Genomic DNA, 22897 nt, shown 5'->3' with positions numbered 1-22897 from the left:
GAATTAAAAATCATTTCTTGTGATTAAGCCAACTAACTTATTATGTTTTACTACTGGTAGGCAACTAATATTATGTTCTTTGAGAAGGTTCCAAGCAGCTTGAACATTGGTATATTCACTAGTTGTAATAACATCTGTTTTCATTACTTTACTAACAGCATGGTTTCGCTGTTTAGGATGTTCTAAATAACATATAATATCTGTCCAACTTATTAAACCGATCAATTCTCTATGGCTATTTATAACTGGCATATGATGAATGCCCTTCCATTCCATAATATTTAAAACCAATTCAATGCTATCTTTTTTGTCAACAGAAAAAATATCGGAATTCATAATATGTTTCACAACTCTTTGGCTTTTAAAAGTAAGTTTGGCACCTTCATTAATTTTACGCCATGTAGAAACTGGATACCCCTTTTCTTGTTTTTTATACAACTCGGAGGTTAATATTTGCATAGCCTCAAAACGTTTATATTTTTTTAACAGCTGCCTATAATTTCTAACCAACCACTCAGAACCACTATTACCAAGAATTCTATCCTTTATAATTCCTAAATAATATTCAGCATCCTTTGGTGCTATACCAACTTTGTATAAGCCTTTGTAAGCCATAGGTAAAAGTTCATCTAGAATTAAGTTATAGGCAGATATATAGTTGCCATTCCAAAAAAATTGTGTTGCCATTCCATATCGGGCCGCACTAAAAAAGTTTGATTTAATATCCTTAAAATTCCACTTTTCATGAATATTATTATATCGTTTTGGTTTACCTAACATGATGCCTACCCAAAAAACCATATTTGCTATTTCGTCGGTAGTAGTAGGTCCCGATGGAATATACCTGTTTTCAATTCTTAAGTTTGGTTTTCCATTCGTTCTTCCATAGCAAACCCGGTTCCAAGGATAAACCGTACCATTATGTAAGCCCAATGCTCTTAACCCTGGAATGTCACCATTATTTAACATATCTACACTATTCTTATTGAAATCGGTAGTGATAAAGCTTCTAAACCTGGAAATATTGTCTTTAAAAATATCGGTAACAGTCCCTGTTTGCCATTTACTACCAAAATTTACTCTGGATCGCTTTTCATTTAATAAGTAAGAATTAGCTCTAGTGTCAATACTTTGAGTAAATAAGGCTATTCGAGTCTCTCTCCAAAGTTCTTTACCAAATAATAATGGCGAATTAGTACAGGCACTTAAAACAGGTCCAGAAATAGCCTGAGCCCAATTATAATTATCCACAAATGTCTTAGGATTTAACTGTAAATGCATTTGAAAACTCGTATTGCAACCTTCTAGCATAACAGAATCATGCAACAAATTTAATTCGTCTGTTCCTTTAATATGAATATCAAAATTTTGCTGTCTCATTCCTTTAATAGCGTCATTTAATACGGAATAACGCTCTACGTTCGTCATGTTTTTTTCAGTAGAATTATTAATAGAAAGTGAAGGCAAAATACCAGTAATGATAATTTTTATATCTTTTTTTAATGCTTTGCTTTTAGCTTTTTCTAACAAAGCCTCTAGTTGTTTATGTAACTGCGAAAAACAAGTATTTCCTAAAGGCAAAGCATCTAAGTTAATTTCAAGATTATATTTACTAATTTCTGTTGTAAAATGTTTGTCGTCTATATCTTTTAAAAGCTCTAGTGATCTACTTTCTGGTAAAAATTGATTGTTAACCAAACAAAACTCTTGTTCGGCACCTATTCTAAAAACATCGTCTTCAATCATATCCTTTTCAATCATTAAATCTAGTGCTTCAATGTCGTTTAATAAATGATGGATATAATTAGCACGATCTTTTTTAGTCTTTAGCTTTGTAACATTTAAATCGCCCATTTTATAATGTTTAATCTTTTAAACTATTAAATTACTATAGTTCAACGAGTTTAAATATGATTTTTATCATGCAGAAATATTGCTGTTGAGGTGTTAATTGTTATTCCTATTTTTGTAGTCATATTTTTATCCATGTCAGAGTCATATCCTAAAAAAGAAAAACTAAAAAGTAAAAAGCTTATTGAGCGATTGTTTAGCGAAGGACAATCTGTTTCGGCTTTTCCTTTACGTTTAGTTTATCTTCAAACAACTTTTGATGATGATGTTATAGCTAAAACAGGGGTTTCCGTAAGTAAGCGAAATTTTAAAACAGCTGTTGATAGAAATCGTATAAAGCGATTATTAAGAGAGGTTTACAGGTTAAACAAAACCTTGTACTTTAACAACATTACAACACAATATGCGTTTATGATTTTGTACATTGGCAAAGACAAACCAAACATAACTCAAGTAGAATCTAGAATGAAACGTTTGTTTGAAAAATTTTCCGGCAAAATTTCAGAACAATAATATACTTCCATTATGAAGCATTTACTAAAAAAGAAAATCATAATTCCTATACTAGTGCTTACTGTATTTTTTACAGGAACTGCTTTTAAAAATGATTTTTTCGAAATAGCGAAGCAAATAGAGATCTTTACAACACTTTTTAAGGAACTCGACATGAACTATGTTGATGAAATAAATCCTGGTGATTTAATGGATACTGCTATTAAGAGTATGTTAGCAGATTTAGATCCGTATACCAATTTTATGAACGAGCAGGATGTGGAGGCTGCCAGAATTAATAATACAGGCGATTATACGGGCATAGGTGCTAAAGTAAAAACCTTTAAGGATAAACTGGTCATTGTAGAGCCTTACAAAGATTATCCAGCGGATAAAGCGGGTTTAAAAGCAGGTGATGAGATTATAAAAGTTGGTGATATTGTTATTGAAACCTACAAAGAAAATACTGGCGATTTATTAAAGGGCGCTTCAGATACACCTGTTGAAGTTACTTATAAACGCCAAGGCAAGACACATAAAGCTACTATAAAAAGAGCTGAAGTAGAAATTAAGGCTGTGCCTCATTTTTCGATGGTTAATGATAAAACGGGTTATATTGTTTTAAGTAGGTTTAATAATAAAGCACATTATGAAACTAATTATGCTTTACGTGATTTAAAAGCTCAGGGAGCAGAACGCATTATTTTAGATTTAAGAGGAAACCCTGGTGGGCTTCTTAATGAAGCTATTAAAATTGTGAATCTTTTTGTTCCGCAAGGGCAGTTAGTGGTTACTACAAAATCTAAAGTTAAAAAATATAATAAAACCTATTACACGCAAAGCGAGCCTATTGATACCGAAATACCTTTAGTGGTTTTAATTGATGGTAATAGTGCATCTGCAAGCGAAATTGTGTCGGGCTCTTTACAGGATTTAGATCGTGCTGTTATTGTAGGTGCTAGAAGTTTTGGAAAAGGTTTAGTACAACGCCCAAAACAACTTACTTACGGAACACAGGTTAAAATAACTATTTCAAGATATTATACGCCTTCTGGTAGATGTATACAGTCTTTAGATTACTGGAATAGAAATGAAAAAGGAGAGGCTGTTCGTGTTAAGCAGGAAAATTATAACGAGTTCAAGACAAAAAATGGACGTAAAGTTTTTGATGGTGGCGGTGTGTTTCCAGATGTTATTTTTAACCCTTCTAAAAATTCGGCCATCACAAATGCTATTATAAACAGTGACTTAATATTCAATTATGGTACAGACTATTATTATAAGCATGACCTAAAAGATATTAATAGTTTAAAGCTTTCTGATACAGATTTTTTAAATTTTAAAAGTTTTCTAAAGACTAATAAGTTTTCTTTTGAAACGGATACGGAAAAAGCACTTTATAAAGCTTTCGAAGCAGCCACTAAAGAAGAATTGAACGACAATATTGAAACCGATTTTAATACCTTAATAGCTAACTTAAAGGCCTCTAAAACTAGTGTTATAGATGAAAATAAAAATTATTTGTTAGAATTATTAACCGAAGATATAGTAAAAAGATATGTTTACAGAGAAGGATTATATGAGTATTATAAGGTAAACGATCCTAGAATCAAAAAAGCGACAGAAATACTAAGTAACCCATCAACTTATCTTAATTACTTAAAGTAAGATTTACCTATTAGTATATTATGAACTCATTTAGACTTTTTGGATTTAAGCGAAAATTAGAAGTTTTTGCCTATGTTGAAGACTTTTTTGAGTTGCATAGCAGAGCTACGGAAGGAAAAAAAGACAAAAACAGAGCTGAAAACAGCCATTTTTTAGCAAATTGAAAAAGTCAAAATGAGTTCTATATAAAAAAATTAAAAATAGTATATTTATACCTGTTCTATTACCCTACTATGAATAAATTATTGGTATTAATTTTAATAACGTTTAACTCTGTATTTGCATTCTCTCAAAAGGAATTAAGGCATGAAGTTTATTTTGATACGGATAAATACAACCTACCACCAACTGAAAAAAATCGTTTACTTCTTTTTATTTCAACTTTAACTGATGTAGATATTGAAACCATTTCAATCTTTGGGTTTTGTGACGATATTGGTGCGGATACTTATAACTTAAAACTATCTCAACAACGTGCTGATGCTATAAAATCTATTTTTTCCAGCAATGAAATTAGTGACGAATTAATTACTAATGTTGATGGAAAAGGTGAGATTTTATTAAAAATTGTAGAAGAAAAAAACCTACTAAAAATAAGAGGCTTAAATCGAAAAGTAGAAATTATAGTAACACCAAAAAAGCCAAAACCTAAACCTGTTGAAAAAAAGCCTGTTGTTAAAAAGAAAGATACTCCCGAATTAATAAAAGGAGACCTTAAAGTGGGTGATAAAATAGTTTTTGAAAATATTTTATTTAAAACTGGCTATAGTACGGTAACATACGGATCCAAAAAAACATTAGAAGCTATTGCTAAAGTACTTGTAGAGCGTAAAGATATTTATTTTACTATACAGGGTCATGTCTGTTGTACGCAATATAGTAGAGATGCTGTAGACAGAAAAACTAAAAAACGTAACTTATCTGAAGCTCGGGCAAAATATGTATATGACTATTTTGCAAAAAAAGGCGTTGATAAAAAACGGATGCGCCATTTAGGAATGCGTCGAAAATTTCCGCTTGGCGGCGACCCTAAATTTGATAGGCGTGTAGAAATTTTAATAACCTATGTGGGTAAATAGAAAATACTTTTGCAGTTTAGTGCTTGTATTACTAAGTTGTATTGGTATTTCTTCTCAAACTCTTATTCCAGACAATAATTTTGAACAAAGATTGATTGATTTAGGACATGATTCTGGTCCTTTGGATGGCTCTGTGCCAACTGCAAATATAGCTAGTATTATAGACTTAGATCTTGAAGGTTTTAATATATCAGATCTCACAGGTATTCAAGACTTTTCTGCATTAGAAATACTTAACTGTCAATCTAACAATCTTGCAAATTTAGACGTAACACAAAATACAAACCTTTTTCAGTTATTTTGCAATAATAATCAACTAACAAATTTAGATGTAACGCAAAACACAAGTTTAGAAATCTTATGGTGTCATTTTAATCAACTAAGCAATTTAAATGTTACTCAAAACCCAAACTTGAGGGCATTCGTTTGTGGAAATAATATGCTTACCAGTTTAGATGTAACACAAAACCTTAACATAAGAGACTTGGTTTGTGATAACAACCTAATCACATCCATAAACACGTCTCAAAATAATAGGTTAAACATATTTCAATGTGGTAATAATTTATTAACAGATCTTAATCTTTCCAACAACTTAAATATATCTTTTTTAACCTGTGAAAATAATCAACTAAGCAACTTAGAACTTTCTGTAAACTCTTTACTCACAAACTTAAATTGTTCATTTAATCAATTAACAGAATTAAATCTATCTAATAATTCGAATTTAATAGAATTGGATTGTAGTAATAATAATCTATGTAGATTAAATATTAGAAATGGAAATAATAGCAGTATTACTTTAATGGACTTTAGGGTTAATCCTGATTTAAATTGCGTGGTTGTTGATACCCCTTCTGGAAATCATTCAACCTGGCAGCCAGTTACTTTTTCTAATTATATAGCATCTCAAAACGATTGCAGTAATTTTGTTAATGTAGACCTTCTTGACAATGTAGTAACCAATATTTCTTATACTTTGCCTGCTCTAAGCAATGGAACTTATTTTACACAATCTGGAGGAAATGGTATTCAACTTAATGCCGGAGATGTAATTACAAGTTCGCAAACCCTTTATATTTATAATGAAACAACTTGCGATAGCAATGAATCCAGCTTTAGTGTGTTAATTATTGAGGATGACTATTACATTCCTAAATATTTCACGCCCAATAACGATGGTAGCCATGACTTATGGCAAGTTTTCGATACTAGTAACTCTATTAAAATGACACATATTTTCGATAAGTATGGAAAACTTTTAAAATCATTACCTCCTAATTCTCAAGGGTGGAACGGTACCTTTAATGGCAACCTTTTAAGTACAGATGATTATTGGTATGTAATCACCCTGAATTCTGGTGAAGTTATTAGAGGGCATTTCGCTTTAAAGCGCTAATTTATTCTTTAATCATAGCAATGTGCGGAATATCATCTTCTAAATATTCTTCTCCAATAGCTGTAAAGCCCAAATTAGCATAGAATTTCTTTAAATAGACTTGTGCTGATATTTTTATTAAAGATGTATTAAAGTGCTCTGTAATGGCTTTAATTGATGTTTTCATGATATCATAGCCATATTTGTAAGCACGTTCACTTTTAATCACCACAACTCTGCCAATACTAGGTTCTTTAAAATAATCACCTGGTTTAAAAATACGTGTATAGGCGACTAGTTTATGTTCTTTAAAACCTAAAACATGTAATGCTTTTTGGTCTTTTCCATCAATATCCTGATATACACAATCTTGCTCTACTACAAAGACTTCACTTCGTATTTGTAATAAACTATATAGTTCTTGTTTTGTTAATTCTTCGAATGTTTTTACTTCTATTCTTAACATGTTATCCATATTTTTGAGCTAATCATTTTGAGATTCTCTACCTACGGCAGACAAGTTCGCTTTGCTATGAATGACATTAATTATCAATCCTGTACAATCACATCTTTAGCATCATCCTTACCAAACTCAGGCTGAATATTTACGTGATTTATATCGTATTTATTGTACACTAAATGTTCTATCTCATGTAAAACAATATCAAATTCAGACAAGGTAATATCATTATTAAAATCGATATGTGCTTCTAAATGAATTTCTTCTTCGTTTAATTGCCATACATGAACGTGGTGGACATTTTTAATACTATCGAAAGCATTGATTTCTGCCACTATTTGTTTTATAGGAATATCATCTGGTGTAAATAGCATTAAAACTTTTGTGGACGTTTTTAATAAGTCGAAACCCATCCAAATTAAATAGAGTGCTATAGCAAATGTTAATACACTATCTACCCAATATAATTGGTAATACTTCATTAGCAAACCACCTATTAGTACAGCTATACTGGCCATCATGTCTGTTAATAAATGTAGATAGGCACTTTTCATATTCATATTAGCCTCAGAATCTTTTTTTAATAAAAGCACACTAAAACCATTAGCTACGATGCCTAAAAGAGATAACCAAATAACTAAATCAGATGCTATTTCTTCAGGATTTTGAAATCTTTTTATAGCTTCTATTATTAACAAAACGGCAACGATTATTAACGTAGATGCATTTATAAATGCTGCTAAAATTTCTGCACGTTTATATCCAAATGTTCTATGAATAGACGCTTTTTTTTTCGATAATTTATTAGCTATATAACTTACCACTAAAGAAAGCACATCACTAAAATTATGCAATGCGTCACTTAACAATGCTAAACTACCAGAAACAATACCGCCTACTACCTGAGCAACAGTAATTAATATATTTAATAAAATAGATATAAAAAGGTTACGCCCTTTTAAGTCGTTATGAGAATGGTGATGATTATGAGTATGTGAATGACCCATTTATAACAATTTAAATATATAATAATGCATAAAGAAATTGAATTATTTTAAGTTATAATCTAAAGCATAGCCTTAGTTACTGTTTCTATTTTTAGCGAAATTATAGTAAAAAAGACCTGTGCTCAACTTGATTGGGTAAACAATTTAGATGTGTTATTATAATTTTATTTGTGTTAACAAGATAACGGAATTTTATCTATTCTATTTTGATGCCTACCTCCTTCAAATTCTGTATTTAAAAACGTTTCTACCATCTGTAATGCTTGCGGTATAGCAGTATAGCGAGCTGGAATACATAATATATTGGCATTATTGTGTTGTCTGATAAGTTCCACAATTTCTTTGGTCCAACATAAACCAGCACGCACATGTTGGTATTTATTTGCTGTCATAGCAACACCATTAGCACTACCACAAATTAGAATACCAAAATCTACTTTTTTATTCTCAACATCTTGTGCCACAGGATGTACAAAATCTGGGTAGTCTACGCTATCATTTGCATCGGTTCCGTAATTATTAACAGTATATCCTTTGTCTTCTAAATACTGTTTTATAGCAAATTTATAATCTGTTCCTGCGTGATCGTTTCCTATAGAAATTGTCATGATTTTATTATCTTATTTTTATAAGGTATAAAGGTACTAACTATATATTAAAAATCTATAATGTCTTTACTTATACATAATAAGACTACTTCACTATTTGAATAAAGAACAAGGATAGGGTTATAACTAATTGATAAACATCATTATTAAAAAAGATACCAAGGTTTCAAATAAAAGTCGATAGCTTTAAGTACAAATCTGTAGTTAACAATGTGTGTTATTATATTCATTACTTGTTAATAAGTGTTCATTACTTTCTAAAAGAAAAATATTGTTATTCCATTTATTTTTCCAATCAAAAACTCACGTGAGTTTACCAAAAATTTAAATCATTTTTTTTGGCAATGTTATCAGACCAAAATTATTAGATGTGAACACAAAAAAATAAAATAGTTATTAGAAAAAGTAGTTAATATTGGTTGTTAACAACTGTGTATATAAAGTTTAAAATCATTAAAGATGAACTTATTAAAATAAATTCTATTGTTAATAAACCATTAATAGAACGTAAATTAATTATTATCAAAACAAAACTTAAAAAAGTTATCCTAGCTATTAACATACTATAATAACCACCATTGTTTTTTTAAATTTTAAAAAGAAAATAGTATTATAATATATAATGTGGATAACTCTCATTCATCTGTTTTTATTTCAATTTTTCTTTTAAATATAATAAAGCTAATTCTAATTTTAGTGTTAGTGAAATTTAACTGAACCTTTATACTTATTACGAAGCTGTCGATCAGATTTCAATTAGAAAGATATTGTTTATAAGTTAGGTTCAGTGTCTTTCTTTCTTCAGATGGTATTAAAGTAATCTTTAGATAATCTACTTATAAAAATATATCTAGTTCGTGGAAATATATAGGTATTGATATAAATGGAGAAGCTGTAGATGATAAAACTACTAAGGAATTAGTAGTTGAATAAATTATTAATACTTAGCGTTTGTAAAATGTTTCTAAATAAATAGAAATTTTTTAATATTAGGAAAAATCTTACTTATTTAAATTGTATAATAAGGCTTTAAATTGTTGAAACAAAAAATCCCAGCCGAAGCCAGGATTAATAAATTTATTAATTTTTGATTTTCTATTTTTTATAAGCTTCGTTCAAAGCATCTAAAACAGTTTTTGTTAAATTATTTTCATCTGTTCCATAAAGAACTGTAGCTGCGGCATCACTAGTTCCTAAAATATAAGTATAGCCATTAGTTTTTCCATAATCATGCACATAATCTTTAACTTTTACTATTAAAGAATCAATTTCTGTTTGAAATGACTGTTGGAATTGTTGTGCTTCAATTTGTTTTTGCTGCTCTATGAATTGTTGTTTTTGACCAAGTTCTTGGTATTTTTCTTGAGCTTTAGACTGTGATAGTTTTTTTGCGTTATTTTGAAACTGTTGTACTTCCAATTTGAACATTTGTTCAATACTATCAAATTTCTTTGTAAAGGCTTCTTGTTTTTTTTGAAATCTAGCTTCTACATCTTTTTTCTCTTGATAATCGTTTATTACTTTTCCATTATCTATAAAAGCTATTTTTTTTTCTTTTTGACAAGAAGTAAAAGCTAAGGCTACTAATAATACATAAAGTATATTTTTCATTTTATTGTTTTTTAAAATCTGAACAAAAATACTAAAGTAGCTTAAAATTCAAAGCAGAATTATTTTGAATTTAGATTATAATGAAATTTTATACTAACTATAGATATAAATAAGTATTATCTATTTAAAATGAAGCTATTTAAAACGATTTAAGAGACTTTTAAAAAACAGACTAGTATTTGGTTGTTTTATATGGTTTAGATTAATTCAACTAACTTTAAATAGGTTTTAGCTGTTTTTGATGATATAAATTAAAGAAGATGCCTCTTTAGACTTGATAGCTTTTAAATTTGAGATAAATCCTATCCAAAAACCTTTAATTGGATTCATTTTTCCATGCTTATATTTTTCTGAAAGTAAGCTTACATAAAACGCATCAAAAAACATTGGTTTTATTTTTATGACTTTCATAGAAGCTTTTAAAACTAATTTAGATATGGATGTTTTATTAAAATGCCAAAGATGTCTTGGAACATCGTAAGCTGCCCAAAATTCTTTATAATGTTTAGCATCGTAACTTTTATAATTAGGAACAGCTATTATTAAAGTACCGTTTGGTTTTAATAATGTTTTAAAAATTGAAATGTGATTTTCTAAATTAGGTAAATGTTCTAATACATGCCATAGCGTAATAACATCAAAGCTCGCTGGTTTAAATTTTAAAAGTTGTTCTATTTCAAAAACAGAATCATTTGTCTTTTTGTTTGCAATATTACGGGCTTCTTGATTAGGTTCTATTCCCGAGATTATCCAATTATTTTGTTTAGCTGTCTGTAAAAAATCACCAGTTCCACATCCTATGTCTAAAAGATTTTTGCTTTCAGAAGAAAAAGAATTGATTAGTTTTAGTTTCTTTTTTAAAGAGATACTTCTAACTATATGATATGCTTTTTCAAATAAATTTCGTTGAGAATCTGTATGAGAAATATAATCTTCACTTTTATAATAATCTGGTAATTTTTCTAAAGAAGGTTGAGGGATCGTTTCTAGAAAACCGTATTCATTATTTTGAATTAATTTAAATGTTTCACTAGAAACTGAATGATCTTTTACAGTTAAATAAGGGGAACTATTTTTCATTAAGGTTATTCTAATATTTATTTAATAAAAGGAAAATATAATCTATAAGTGTAATATATAATGAATTAATTTTCTAGTTAGTTTCTTGATATAAATTAATAGCTTTTAAATATCTTATTGCACTTTTTTCAGTTTGATCATATATAAAAGCTTTAACTTCTGGATGATTTTTATCAACCCAATTTAAGAATTCAATACACTTTTCTTGAGAATTTTTTTTCTTATAATTAACTTATTTTGTTATTAAACTATCAACTAATAATGTTGGAATCAACTTTTTGAATTTAAAATGAAACGTTCCACGTGGAACAATTAAAAATTACCGGCCCATATAAACTAATAATACTGAAATATCATTAGGAGAAACACCACTAATTCTTGATGCTTGAGATACGGTTGTTGGTTGTATATTTTTTAGTTTTTCGCGTGCTTCAAAACTCATCGATTTAATTTTTGAGTAATCAAAATTCTCTGGAATTTTTACGTACTCTAACCTACTTAATTTATCTGCATTATTTTTTTCTTTGGCTATATAACCAGAATATTTTACTTGAATTTCTGCCTGCTCTATGACTTCATTATCTAGATTATTTTCTTGAATATATTGTTCGACAGCTTTAAATTTTCGTACATCATCAATTGTAATATTTGGTCTAGAAAAGATCTTAAACATCTTATCAGATTGTTTAACTAAAGCAGACCCTTTAGATTCTAAAACAGGATTTGCTTCTTCGGGCTTCACACTTGTTTTAGAAAAGAATGCTACAAATTTTTCTGCATCGTTGTGTTTTTGTTCCATTCTTCTTAAGCGCTTTTCACTTGCCAAACCAAGTTCAAAACCCTTAGGTGTTAATCTTAAATCTGCATTATCTTGACGCAATAATGTTCTATATTCTGCTCTAGATGTAAACATTCTATATGGCTCTTCTGTACCTTTTGTAATGAGATCATCTATTAAAACACCAATATAAGCTTCATCTCTTTTAAGAGTGAATGCTTCTTTTTCTTGAACCTTTAAACTGGCATTTATACCAGCCATTAATCCTTGAGATGCGGCTTCTTCATAACCAGTTGTTCCATTAATCTGACCTGCAAAATATAGACCGTCTACAAGCTTGGTTTCTAAAGTGTGTTTTAATTGTGTAGGTGGAAAGTAATCATATTCGATAGCATAACCTGGCCTAAAAAACTTTACATTTTCAAAACCAACTACAGATCGTAATGCTTTAAATTGGACATCTTCTGGAAGCGATGTTGAGAAGCCATTTACATAAACTTCACAGGTATTCCATCCTTCAGGTTCTATAAATAATTGATGTCTATCTTTATCTGCAAATCGATTAATCTTATCTTCAATAGATGGACAATAACGAGGGCCTAAACTTTTAATTCTACCATTAAACATTGGAGACCTATCAAAACCTTCACGAAGCAAATCATGTACTTCAAGACTTGTGTAGGTCATATGACATGAACGTTGATTTTCTAGTGGTTTTGTAATATCTAAATAAGAGAATTTTTCTGGGCTATCATCACCTGGTTGTTCAACCATTTTGGAATAGTCTAAACTACGGCCATCAACTCTTGGAGGTGTACCTGTTTTCATTCTTCCAGATTCAAAACCTAGAGCAACTAACTGTTCTGTAATTCCAGTTGCTGCTTTTTCACCCGCTCTACCTCCTCCAAAATTTTTATCTCCAATATGAATTAATCCATTTAAAAAAGTACCATTGGTTAAGACTACAGATTTGGCTTTTATTTCAATTCCTAAAGATGTTTTTACACCAGTAATTCTTCCTTTTTCTACTACCAAGCCAGATACCATTTCCTGATAAAAATCAAGATTAGGAGTTCCTTCTAAAAGTAAACGCCAATCCTCAGCAAAGCGCATTCTGTCGCTCTGTACTCTCGGACTCCACATAGCAGGTCCTTTGGATTTGTTTAGCATTTTAAATTGTATAGCAGAGGTGTCAGATACAATACCACTATACCCACCAAGCGCATCAATCTCTCTAACTATTTGTCCTTTTGCGATACCTCCCATAGCTGGGTTACAAGACATTTGAGCAATGTTTTGTAGGTTCATAGTAACAAGTAGTGTTTTGCTACCCATATTTGCAGCAGCAGCAGCAGCTTCGCTCCCTGCGTGTCCTGCTCCTACAACTATAACATCATACACTTCGTTAAACATAATTTTTTATTTTAAACAGATGGTTGTTCCACGTGGAACATATCAATAATTTAAGTTTGCAAATATACGTCGTTTCTGTAAAACATATTTTTTATACTCCTACTTTACCTATAGTTTTAATAGGTTAATAACTATATGCTTTAAGAATCTATAATTATGAGAGAAAGATATTTTAAATAGAAATCTCAAAATGTTACTTTGAAATTATTGTTTTATACTAAGCTAATTGTTTTAAATAATAGTTTTCTTTTTCTCGCATGACTTTAGCATCTGCATCTGTTTTATCTTTATAACCACAGTAATGAAGTATGCCATGAATGATAACTCGATTCAGTTCGTCTTTAAAAGAAACAGAGAAATCTTTGGCATTATCTTTTACTCTTTCTATAGATATAAAAATATCTCCTTGTATTAATTTCCCAACAGAATAATCAAAGCTAATAATGTCTGTTAATGTATCATGATTTAAAAATTCTACATTCAATTTATGAAGATATTCATCATCACAAAACACATAATTAATTTCTTCAAGTTTATGTGTTTCTTCAGAAATAGTATTTAAAATCCAGTTGGATATTAGGTCTTCATTCTTTAAAGAAAAATCGGTTTCGTAATTGAAGTTAATCATTATCCTGCTTAAAATATTCTTGCACTTTCTTTTTATAAACTTGTTGCAAAGGTAAAGCTTGTCTGTTTAATATTTCGGTGGTTTTAAAATATTGTTTAGCAGTCGGAATTTGATTATTTGTATTGTTATTAAAATTGTTTTTATTCGTTTCGGATTCTCTTTTATTATCCTCGCCTTGTTGAAACGTAGCGTTTTCTAGTTTTAATAATTGATGTTTTAATTGCATCATTTTTTGAAGTGTTTGATTTGTAAACCCTTTGTTTAATAGATCCAATTCAATGTCTTCCATTTTTCTTAACAATCTATCTCCATTGCCTCCTTTTCCCTTTCCTTCTTTTGCTAATCGTTCCTCTAAAGCTTTTCTTAATTCCTGCTGCTGTTGGTATATTTGATATAATAAACCATTCATATCTTCATTAGTTCCTTCGCCTTCTCCCCCTTTTTGATTCCCTTCTTTTCCTTCTCCATCTTTGCCTCCTTGTTTATCGCCTTTTTTTCCTTTTTCACTTTCACCTTCTTTCTCACCATCTTTTTCACCTTTTCCTTCACCTTCTTTTGGTTTTCCTTTTTCGCCTTTCTTCATACCCTCTTCCATCATCTTATTAAGTTCTTCCTGGCTCATAATAATATCTGGTAATTGCATCTCTCCTTTTCCTCCTTTTCCAGGAGACATACTCATGTTTTCTTGCATATTATCTAAAACATCACTTAAAAAATTGGCTAAATTGTTTGCTGCAGTAACAGCAAATTGTTGATTAGAAACTCCTTGATATAATTGATTTTCTGCTAGCAGGCTTAAAGCTTTATCAATGTTGTAATAAACGTCTGTGATTTCTTTATTGACTTTTTCAGAAAGTTTAGGTTGACGAAGTGACAATGAAAACAAGCTATCATCGATATGCTCAAAATGTTCTTTTAAATAGTTTTGTTTTCGTAAATACGATGCAAACTTATTATGGTTGGCATCTATGTTTTTAAACTGATTCATGACACTTTCCTGATCAAAAGAAAATAATACCAAATTATCTAAAATTTGACGAAGCATATCTACATCTTCCTGCATTTGTTCTCCGCCCCCACCTTGCATGGCACTTTGCATTTGCTCACTCATTTTTTTCATTTTTTGAGCTGCTTTTTTCTGGCTTTTTTGAGCGTTCTTTAAATTTTGATTTTTCTGTTTTTCTTGCTTTTCTTCTTGTTGTTCTTCTTCCTTTTGTTTTTCACCTGCCTGTTCCTCTTCTTTTTTCTCTAACGCATCAGATGCTTTTTCTTGTTCTTTTTTAATATCATTCTCCTCTAATTTATCCTGAGGGATATCAATTGGTTTTTTTAAAGCTTTGCTATCTTTTTTTAAATCTTCTATTTGTTTAGAGAATTCTTCAAATTTTTTATTGAGTTCTTCTTGCTTTTCTTTGGTGTTTTCATCTTCAGATTTGTTGGATAGCTTTTCTTGTTCTACAGCAAGTTTTTCTAAATCACTTTTTAGTTTTTCTAATTTTTTCTCAATATAAAATCGCTTTGTTAATTCCAACAACTGCTGTAAACTTCGCTTTTTGTTTTTATTTTGTTTAGCAAGTTCTTCTAACTTTTTAGTGATGACATCTTCGTTATTTATTTTTTCTATAAGTTTTTTTAATTCATCCAGCGCTTTTTCATCTTTCTTAAGCTGCTCTTCATTTTCTTTTAAACGTTCTTTTAAATCCTCTTTAAAGACATTTTCTTTTAGGTTTTCTTTCTGAAATTCTTCTAAATTATCTTTCAGCTTTTTATTGAAGTTTTTCATCATTTCGTCCTGTTGCTCCTGACGTTTTAAAAATGATTCTAACTTCTTCTTATCGTTAAAATTTAAAGAAGATTTTTCTTTTTGAGTTTTAGTGAGTTCTTCTAGTTGTTTGTCCTGCTCATCAAACTTCTCTAAAGATTTGTTCAAATCTTTAATGGTTTTACTTTGTTCTTCTAAATTCTTTTGTTCTTCTTCCTCTTTCGTGCGTTTTCTATAAGTAAATACATTACTTTTAGCCGTTTTGTATTTGTTAATTGCATCATTATCAAATACTTGAAAGTATAAATCGTACGATTTACCAGCTTCAATATTTAAATTATTTGGGAAAGCACTTACAAAATCGGCAATATTGGAATTAGAAATCGAAATGGTTTCAAACTGTTTATTTTTTTCATCATCAGACGGATAGTATACAAGTTGTAGTTTACTAAAACCATAATCATCGCTTACTTGTCCGTAAAAATATAGCGATTGTAAATCCAAACTATCTGTTTCTACTTTCAAGTTAATTTCTGGATATTCATCTTTTACAACAGCAATACTAAATGCTAAGTTTTCGTAATTCTTAAGATTTTTATTGCTAGTACTTAAACTATAATCTAAATTATTATAAACACGTTTGGAAGTTTCAAAAACACCAGATTCATTAGAAGACATATCAGTTGTATCATGAGCATATAAATGAACTTGATCCGTAGCTTTCGTTTTTAGTTTCCAAACAATATTAGTGCCTTCTGGAACCAAAGCATTTCCTGTACTTTTAATAGTTTCATCTTTCTTTTTAGTATACCCTGGATAATCTAAAACCATTTCGAAACTCAATAAAGAAGGGACTTTAATTATTTTTATTCCATAAGGTTTAGAGGTTACCTCGTTGGCTGATAATTGAAAACTAATATCCGATTTAAGTTGTGAAAACACATATTCAAACTCTCCTACTCCTTTTTGTTGTAAAAAATAAGTTTCATTATTATAAGTTATTTGCGCACTTTCTGGCGTGAGTTCTCCAGCTGTTTTTACTATCAACTTAAAATCTTTATTTTCAATAGCTTTTAAATTATCATTTACCACAAAAAATTGAAATGGTGCTGGTGGCTCATAAGCTGTTTTGTAATGAATGACACGTTCGTAACTATCACTAAACCAATTAAAATTACCGGTTAAAAAAGTTAGCAATAAGATAAAAACAGGAATAGCTGCATACTTTAAATAATGTATATTCTTTTTAAAATTAATAGCTAATTTAAATGGGATTGGAGTAAGTTCTAACGACTTCTGCTCTATACTTGCTAATAGTAATTCAGACTGTGACTTGTTTTGATGTAGCTGAAGAACATTAAGCAATTTATCATTTACTTCTGGAAAATGTTGCCCTATAATTCTTGAAGCATCTTCATAATTAATGCCTTTTTGAAGTTTGAATAGTTTGGCTAAAGGTGCTGCGATAAATTTAGCAATTAAAGCTACCTCTACAGCTATAAATAACCAAAACAAAATGGTTCTGGCCATGGTACTTAACCATAAAACATGCTCGATAAATAGTGTGAATAAAAAATACAATAAGCCTATGGCAAAAAATAAAATGGCACCTTTTAGTAATTCGTTTGTATAATAACGCTTAATAAATGCCTCTAACTTATTCTGTATGCTTTTAAAATTACTATTCATGGTATAGATTACTAATATCTGGGGCTGACAAATTTAATTGTTCTTAAATAAAATATTGAAAAGTTATTATAATGACTTACTAAACTACAATTTTATTTAGTATAGCGTTTATAATTAAGTGTTAATTGTTAATATCTATGTAGATGTTAACTATTAAAAGGTGAATTTTTAGAAGTATTTTAAAGACTTAAAGATAAAACCCCCTCACAAGTATAATTTGCATGAGGGAGTTTAGTGTAATAAAAAGTAGGGTGTTATAACTCTCAATACAACCCATAACTTTATCATTACAATTTATTTCTCAACGTTATAAATGTATAGGCTTTCAACTATTCTGGTCTTTTGTTTTTATATGAATGATAATAAAAAGGCCTTAAGAAGCTATAATTAAGTATTCAATGAGATTATATCTTAAAAACTTATGCTATTATTTAATAGTTTAAGAATTCCCCGAGGCTCTGCTTCAGGATTTTCGTTGAAGTTGTCATTCCCGTGGACATGCCTGTCGGCAGCTACTGTGTACCCACAAATATTGCCTAGACTAGTCATAAATAATATTAGAAAAGTTGTATCATGATGATGTTATATCTATACAGGTAGAAGCCTCAACACCTCCAGAAGGGCAGCACATAGCCCCACTTTTGAACATTTAAATAGAGGATTATAAAAAAGAGTCTAAGATGCTCGTTAAGAAATGACCATTAGGCAAGCCCCGACCCTTCGTAAGAATAAAGGACAAAAGCTTCGAGACCCAGGAGCATGGTATTGGATGACGCATTGGAGCGACGTCGAAGTTTTGTGCTTGGTTCTTCTTGAGCCTAAGCAAAAGAAGAAATTCCTATCGAAGGGGCGTCTTTTCTTTTGTTACTTTTCTTTGGACGCGCAAAGAAAAGTAAATAATGATTTTTTTAAGATGTGGATACACTGTAGCTGTTAGTCTACGGCTCTGCCTCGAGGGTAGTTCGTTTCAAGAAATTCTTTTTTAGCTTAAGAATTTGAATAGAGTCATTACTAAAAATCTCTGTGTTGGTATTTTTCTATAATAGCTTATCTGTATCTTTGCAAACAAATTTATAAAACATGACCAAAAACGTTCGTGTGCGTTTTGCACCAAGTCCAACAGGACCTTTACATATAGGCGGTGTTCGTACAGCTTTATTCAACTATTTATTTGCAAAAAAACATAACGGAACGTTTGTTCTTAGGATAGAAGACACCGATCAAACCAGATATGTTGAAGGTGCAGAAAAATACATTGTTGATGCTCTTAATTGGTGTGGTATGCCTTATGATGAAGGACCTACTTCGACTGCGCTCAGTACAAGCTCCAAAAGCGAAGCATTTGGGCCTTACAGACAAAGCGAACGGAAACATTTATACAAACAATATGCAGATGAATTAATTGCTTCTGGCAATGCTTATTATGCTTTTGATACTTCTGAAACATTAGATTTTCATAGAAAAGACCACGAAGCAAAAGGAAAAACATTTATATATAACTGGCATAACCGTTTAAAATTAAGTAATTCCTTATCACTTAGTGTTGAAGAAGTGAAGGCTAAATTAGATGCTGGCGATGATTACGTGATTCGATTTAAATCGCCACAAGATGAAACACTTCATTTAACAGATATTATTCGTGGTGACATTAAGATAGACACCAATGTTTTAGATGATAAAGTATTGTTTAAAAGTGATGGGATGCCAACCTACCATTTAGCAAATATTGTAGATGATCATTTAATGGAAATTACACATGTTATTCGTGGAGAAGAATGGTTACCATCTTTAGCATTACACTATCAATTATACAAAGCATTTGGTTGGGATGCTCCAGAATTTGCACATTTACCATTAATTTTAAAACCAACAGGAAAAGGAAAATTAAGCAAGCGTGATGGTGATAAATTAGGGTTTCCTGTATTTCCTTTGCAATGGACAGACCCAAAAAATAAAGAGGTTTCTAGAGGTTATAAAGAAGATGGTTATTTTCCAGAAGCCATGGTAAATTTCTTGGCATTTTTAGGGTGGAATCCAGGTACCGAACAAGAAATTTTTAGCTTAGAAGAACTTATTGAAGCTTTTAATTTAAGCCGAGTTAATAAATCTGGAGCTCGTTTTGATCCTGATAAAACAAAATGGTTTAACCATCATTATATGCAAGAACAAGACAATACTATTTTAGCAGAGTTGTTTAAAAATAGCCGCTCAGAATTAAGTGAGATAGATGTTAATTATATTGCTATGGTTGTTGGTTTAATAAAAGAACGCGCTACGTTTATTTCTGATTTTTGGGAGCTGAGTCATTTCTTTTTTCAAGCACCAAGTAGTTATGATGAAAAGGCATCGAAAAAAGCTTTTAAAGACGGTACAAAAGATCTTATGTTAGAATTAGTTTCAATAATTAATACGATAGAAGATTTTTCTGTAGATACACTTCAAACGAAAATTAAAGGCTGGATCACAGATAAAGAGATTGGTTTTGGTAAAGTGATGATGCCATTACGATTAGCATTGGTTGGTGCTTTGCAAGGCCCCGATGTATTCGATATTATGTATATGATTGGTGAAAACGAGAGCATTAAGCGTATTGAGGCAGCCATCGCTTCTTTATAAGTTTTGGTTTAGATAAATTAAAAAGAACATTTTAGTGCTTTGCGATAATAAGCACTAAGCTCTTTTTTTATTTATGAAACGTTATAAAATAACCTAAACTCGACGTAAACTTTATTAAAAACATCTTATATAATTCAATTAAATACAGCTGTTTGTCATCCTATGTTTGTACAGAAGAACAATTTATCAATCTTTAACTTTAAAGATTAATAAAAAAGGGAAAGAGCGAATACTATTAAAACGAGGCAATTAAACCAAGAACTAGCATGGTTTGATTTCCTTTAAAACGCCCATTACCACCTGTAGCATCTAAGTCTTGATTTTCAAGTTTTTTCAAAATATTTGTAAAACCATAAAGGTATTGTGCTTTCAGTTTTATGTTTTTTATACCTACCGAAGCGCCAATGGCGCCATTCAAATTAAATTGAGAAATATTAGTAATATCTTCTGCAGATAAATTGGTATAATTATTTATATAGTACCCTTTTTCATCTTTGTTTTTAAATTCTAATTTACTGTTATATTGCAGCATAGGGCCTAAATCGATAGTAAAATAATTTGGAATTATTTTTATATGACCCAAAAAAGCCAATTGAGCAGCAAACATTTTATATTCAATAAATGCTTCTTCTGTACTAGCGATACTAGGCCTTCCTAAAATTTCAATAGTACTCTCAGATAGTTGCATACCATAGCTTATATTATACCACATGTGAGGAATATCAACCATAGCCGATAATCCACCTAAAAAACCATCTCCTTGTTTGGTAACAAAGTTACTGGTAGTAATATCAAATTTGGTGATACCTCCATTAATGCCAAAGCCATTAGAGATTCGATAATGTCCTTTTTGCGCAAAATTTGTTGTAACAAAACAGGTTGCTATGACTACTAATAAGACAAGTTGTTTTTTCATAACTATTTATAGGGATAGGTGTGCAAATATAACTTAAATTAGTAACTCGTTATTTTCTAACATTTTTTATATAAATATCATGGATTATCTCATTATTCCCATTATCGTATTATCATTAATAATATTAATTTCGTCGTTCTTTATTGTAAAGCAACAAACCGCAGCTATTATAGAACGTTTTGGTAGGTTTCAAAGCATTCGTCAATCAGGTTTACAGTTAAAAATTCCATTAGTAGATAGAATTGCTGGTAGATTAAGTTTAAAAATTCAACAACTAGATGTTATTGTAGAAACAAAAACAAAAGATGATGTATTTGTGCGTCTAAAAGTGTCTGTACAATATAAAGTAATCAAAATTAAGGTTGAAGACGCTTTTTATAAATTGGATTATCCACATGATCAAATTACGAGTTATGTATTTGATGTGGTTCGTGCAGAAGTGCCTAAGATGATTTTAGATGATGTTTTCTTAAAAAAGGATGACATTGCTATTGCTGTAAAATCTGAATTGAATGATGCTATGCAAGATTATGGTTATGATATTATTAAAACATTAGTAACCGATATTGATCCAGATGCTCAGGTAAAAGAGGCTATGAATAGAATTAATGCTGCCGATAGAGAAAAAACTGCTGCACAGTATGAAGGTGATGCTGCTCGTATTTTAATTGTTGAAAAAGCAAAAGCAGAAGCAGAAAGCAAGCGTTTGCAAGGACAAGGTATAGCAGACCAACGCCGTGAAATTGCGCGTGGTTTAGAGGAATCTGTTGAAGTACTAAATAAAGTTGGTATTAACTCGCAAGAAGCATCTGCACTTATAGTAGTAACGCAACATTATGATACGTTACAGGCTATAGGACAAGAAACCAACAGTAACTTAATTTTATTACCTAATTCACCACAGGCAGGAAGCCAAATGTTGAATGATATGGTTGCTAGTTTTACAGCGAGTAATCAAATTGGTGAGGCTATGAAAAATAATAAAAAAGACAAAAATAAAGATGAATAAAGCATTTTCAACTATAGTAATGCTACTACTGTTTTGTGGTAGCATTACTTTTGCTCAATCTACCGAAGAGTTAAAAGCACTAGCTTTAAGAGATGCTAAAACAGCTTCTCAAGCCACTCTCAAAATGGATTTTGATAAACTTTTAGACTATACCTACCCGAGTATTTTGGAACTAATGGGAGGTAAAGAAAAAGCTATTGAGTTATTAAAATCAACGTTTAATACGATGAAAGAAAGTGGTTTTGTTTTTGAAAAAGCCGAAATTTTAGGAGTTTCAGATGTTGTTTTTGAAGATGACCAATACCGTTGTTATATTGAAGGTTTTAATCAGATGGTTATGAGCGGTAAGCGAATGAAATCTAAAAGTTACTTATTTGGAATTTATAATAGTGAAGCAAAATTCTGGTATTTCATGGAAGCTAAACAACTAAAAAATGAAGCGATGATGAATTTGGTGTTTCCAAATTTTAAAACAAGTCTGAAGATTCCTGAAGATGAAATGACTACCGAAGACATTTGATATATTAAAAGAAGTCTAATTTTTGTCTGGTTGATTTCTATGACACCACCAAACGATTTTGATAAAAAGATTGGTTTCTAATTACGGCAAAAATACGATGGATGATTTTATTTCTAACAGCATTTAAAACAGACATTTTATTTTTGCCTTGATCAACCTTTCTTCTGTAATAGATTCCTAGATCATTATCGAGTCTAATAGCACTCAATGCCCCTAAATGCAATACACTTTTAATCGATTTGTCTGCATAGGAAGATACTTTTGGCTTTTTGTAAATGGAGCTTCCTGACTGGTGTTCAAAAGGCACCACACCAGAGAAGCATGCCATTTTT

At 30.3% G+C, this 22897-nt stretch carries 19 protein-coding genes; 8 read left to right on the top strand and 11 right to left on the bottom strand.

What is annotated here, in order from left to right; genetic code table 11:
- Window positions 1–3: 3 nt before the first annotated feature.
- Window positions 4–1854 carry a CBS domain-containing protein gene (locus tag Q4Q39_RS05180; protein ID WP_303281331.1) on the bottom strand — a complete coding sequence of 617 codons (1851 nt, stop codon included), beginning with the start codon at window positions 1852–1854 and terminating at the stop codon, window positions 4–6.
- Window positions 1855–1986: 132 nt separating this feature from the next.
- Here Q4Q39_RS05180 and rnpA point away from each other — a divergent pair, with 132 nt between their 5' ends.
- The 5 genes from rnpA (at window position 1987) to Q4Q39_RS05155 (ending at window position 6489) form a co-directional block, all read left to right on the top strand.
- A complete protein-coding gene (rnpA, locus tag Q4Q39_RS05175) occupies window positions 1987–2364 on the top strand; it encodes a ribonuclease P protein component (RefSeq protein ID WP_303281330.1) in 378 nt (125 codons plus the stop codon).
- Window positions 2365–2376: 12 nt separating this feature from the next.
- Window positions 2377–4011: a S41 family peptidase gene (locus tag Q4Q39_RS05170; RefSeq protein ID WP_303281329.1), complete on the top strand. Its 1635-nt coding sequence runs from the start codon at window positions 2377–2379 to the stop codon at window positions 4009–4011.
- A gap of 20 nt (window positions 4012–4031) precedes the next feature.
- Window positions 4032–4175, top strand: a complete 144-nt coding sequence (locus Q4Q39_RS05165; RefSeq protein WP_303281328.1) for a hypothetical protein — start codon at window positions 4032–4034, stop codon at window positions 4173–4175.
- 69 nt (window positions 4176–4244) lie between these two features.
- Window positions 4245–5090: an OmpA family protein gene (locus Q4Q39_RS05160; protein WP_303281327.1), complete on the top strand. Its 846-nt coding sequence runs from the start codon at window positions 4245–4247 to the stop codon at window positions 5088–5090.
- A gap of 19 nt (window positions 5091–5109) precedes the next feature.
- Window positions 5110–6489 (top strand): T9SS type B sorting domain-containing protein, encoded by a 1380-nt coding sequence (locus Q4Q39_RS05155; RefSeq protein WP_303281326.1) that lies wholly within the window; start codon window positions 5110–5112, stop codon window positions 6487–6489.
- Window position 6490: 1 nt separating this feature from the next.
- On the opposite strand, the gene Q4Q39_RS05150 is transcribed toward Q4Q39_RS05155, so the two are convergent.
- From Q4Q39_RS05150 to Q4Q39_RS05115, 8 genes are all read right to left on the bottom strand, one after another.
- A complete protein-coding gene (locus tag Q4Q39_RS05150) occupies window positions 6491–6934 on the bottom strand; it encodes a GNAT family N-acetyltransferase (protein ID WP_303281325.1) in 444 nt (147 codons plus the stop codon).
- Between the two features lie 83 nt (window positions 6935–7017).
- Window positions 7018–7935 (bottom strand): cation diffusion facilitator family transporter, encoded by a 918-nt coding sequence (locus tag Q4Q39_RS05145; RefSeq protein WP_303281324.1) that lies wholly within the window; start codon window positions 7933–7935, stop codon window positions 7018–7020.
- Window positions 7936–8108: 173 nt separating this feature from the next.
- Window positions 8109–8543, bottom strand: coding sequence for a ribose 5-phosphate isomerase B (gene rpiB / locus Q4Q39_RS05140; protein ID WP_303281323.1), 435 nt, complete (start codon window positions 8541–8543; stop codon window positions 8109–8111).
- A gap of 1095 nt (window positions 8544–9638) precedes the next feature.
- Window positions 9639–10154, bottom strand: coding sequence for an OmpH/Skp family outer membrane protein (locus tag Q4Q39_RS05135; protein WP_303281322.1), 516 nt, complete (start codon window positions 10152–10154; stop codon window positions 9639–9641).
- 228 nt (window positions 10155–10382) lie between these two features.
- Complete coding sequence (locus Q4Q39_RS05130; RefSeq protein ID WP_303281321.1) at window positions 10383–11234, bottom strand: class I SAM-dependent methyltransferase; 852 nt, start codon at window positions 11232–11234, stop codon at window positions 10383–10385.
- 319 nt (window positions 11235–11553) lie between these two features.
- Window positions 11554–13425 (bottom strand): tRNA uridine-5-carboxymethylaminomethyl(34) synthesis enzyme MnmG, encoded by a 1872-nt coding sequence (gene mnmG / locus Q4Q39_RS05125; RefSeq protein WP_303281320.1) that lies wholly within the window; start codon window positions 13423–13425, stop codon window positions 11554–11556.
- Window positions 13426–13642: 217 nt separating this feature from the next.
- Entirely contained in the window at window positions 13643–14053 is a 411-nt protein-coding gene (gene ybeY, locus Q4Q39_RS05120) for an rRNA maturation RNase YbeY (protein ID WP_303281319.1), read from the bottom strand.
- The gene (locus Q4Q39_RS05115) at window positions 14046–17504 is read right to left on the bottom strand and encodes a DUF4175 family protein (RefSeq protein ID WP_303281318.1); all 3459 of its coding nucleotides are present in this window, start codon (window positions 17502–17504) and stop codon (window positions 14046–14048) included. Before Q4Q39_RS05115 ends, ybeY begins: the two co-directional genes overlap by 8 nt.
- A gap of 1080 nt (window positions 17505–18584) precedes the next feature.
- Here Q4Q39_RS05115 and gltX point away from each other — a divergent pair.
- Window positions 18585–20120, top strand: coding sequence for a glutamate--tRNA ligase (gltX, locus tag Q4Q39_RS05110; RefSeq protein WP_303281317.1), 1536 nt, complete (start codon window positions 18585–18587; stop codon window positions 20118–20120).
- A 235-nt stretch (window positions 20121–20355) separates the two neighbouring features.
- Here the strand turns inward: gltX and Q4Q39_RS05105 are convergent, their stop codons facing one another.
- A complete protein-coding gene (locus tag Q4Q39_RS05105; RefSeq protein ID WP_303281316.1) occupies window positions 20356–21036 on the bottom strand; it encodes a hypothetical protein in 681 nt (226 codons plus the stop codon).
- Between the two features lie 79 nt (window positions 21037–21115).
- Between Q4Q39_RS05105 and Q4Q39_RS05100 the strand changes: the two genes are divergently transcribed.
- Together Q4Q39_RS05100 and Q4Q39_RS05095 are read left to right on the top strand one after the other, a co-directional pair.
- Window positions 21116–22045: an SPFH domain-containing protein gene (locus Q4Q39_RS05100; protein WP_303281315.1), complete on the top strand. Its 930-nt coding sequence runs from the start codon at window positions 21116–21118 to the stop codon at window positions 22043–22045.
- Window positions 22038–22565 (top strand): hypothetical protein, encoded by a 528-nt coding sequence (locus Q4Q39_RS05095; protein WP_303281314.1) that lies wholly within the window; start codon window positions 22038–22040, stop codon window positions 22563–22565. Before Q4Q39_RS05100 ends, Q4Q39_RS05095 begins: the two co-directional genes overlap by 8 nt.
- 37 nt (window positions 22566–22602) lie before the next feature.
- On the opposite strand, the gene Q4Q39_RS05090 is transcribed toward Q4Q39_RS05095, so the two are convergent.
- On the bottom strand, window positions 22603–22897 hold a 295-nt coding region (locus Q4Q39_RS05090), incomplete at its 5' end, for a transposase (protein ID WP_303281313.1).

This window comes from Flavivirga amylovorans (assembly GCF_030540875.1).
GTDB classification, from domain to species: domain Bacteria; phylum Bacteroidota; class Bacteroidia; order Flavobacteriales; family Flavobacteriaceae; genus Flavivirga; species Flavivirga amylovorans.
This window is presented reverse-complemented; position numbering and strand designations above follow the sequence as displayed.

Excerpts from the sequence above, each read along its gene's own strand:
- Q4Q39_RS05180 (WP_303281331.1), bottom strand. The coding sequence starts at position 1,854 with ATGGGCGATTTAAATGTTACAAAGCTAAAGACTAAAAAAGATCGTGCT.
- rnpA (WP_303281330.1), top strand. The coding sequence starts at position 1,987 with ATGTCAGAGTCATATCCTAAAAAAGAAAAACTAAAAAGTAAAAAGCTT.
- Q4Q39_RS05170 (WP_303281329.1), top strand. The coding sequence starts at position 2,377 with ATGAAGCATTTACTAAAAAAGAAAATCATAATTCCTATACTAGTGCTT.
- Q4Q39_RS05165 (WP_303281328.1), top strand. The coding sequence starts at position 4,032 with ATGAACTCATTTAGACTTTTTGGATTTAAGCGAAAATTAGAAGTTTTT.
- Q4Q39_RS05160 (WP_303281327.1), top strand. The coding sequence starts at position 4,245 with ATGAATAAATTATTGGTATTAATTTTAATAACGTTTAACTCTGTATTT.
- Q4Q39_RS05150 (WP_303281325.1), bottom strand. The coding sequence starts at position 6,934 with ATGTTAAGAATAGAAGTAAAAACATTCGAAGAATTAACAAAACAAGAA.
- Q4Q39_RS05145 (WP_303281324.1), bottom strand. The coding sequence starts at position 7,935 with ATGGGTCATTCACATACTCATAATCATCACCATTCTCATAACGACTTA.
- rpiB (WP_303281323.1), bottom strand. The coding sequence starts at position 8,543 with ATGACAATTTCTATAGGAAACGATCACGCAGGAACAGATTATAAATTT.
- Q4Q39_RS05135 (WP_303281322.1), bottom strand. The coding sequence starts at position 10,154 with ATGAAAAATATACTTTATGTATTATTAGTAGCCTTAGCTTTTACTTCT.
- Q4Q39_RS05130 (WP_303281321.1), bottom strand. The coding sequence starts at position 11,234 with ATGAAAAATAGTTCCCCTTATTTAACTGTAAAAGATCATTCAGTTTCT.
- mnmG (WP_303281320.1), bottom strand. The coding sequence starts at position 13,425 with ATGTTTAACGAAGTGTATGATGTTATAGTTGTAGGAGCAGGACACGCA.
- ybeY (WP_303281319.1), bottom strand. The coding sequence starts at position 14,053 with ATGATTAACTTCAATTACGAAACCGATTTTTCTTTAAAGAATGAAGAC.
- Q4Q39_RS05115 (WP_303281318.1), bottom strand. The coding sequence starts at position 17,504 with ATGAATAGTAATTTTAAAAGCATACAGAATAAGTTAGAGGCATTTATT.
- gltX (WP_303281317.1), top strand. The coding sequence starts at position 18,585 with ATGACCAAAAACGTTCGTGTGCGTTTTGCACCAAGTCCAACAGGACCT.
- Q4Q39_RS05105 (WP_303281316.1), bottom strand. The coding sequence starts at position 21,036 with ATGAAAAAACAACTTGTCTTATTAGTAGTCATAGCAACCTGTTTTGTT.
- Q4Q39_RS05100 (WP_303281315.1), top strand. The coding sequence starts at position 21,116 with ATGGATTATCTCATTATTCCCATTATCGTATTATCATTAATAATATTA.
- Q4Q39_RS05095 (WP_303281314.1), top strand. The coding sequence starts at position 22,038 with ATGAATAAAGCATTTTCAACTATAGTAATGCTACTACTGTTTTGTGGT.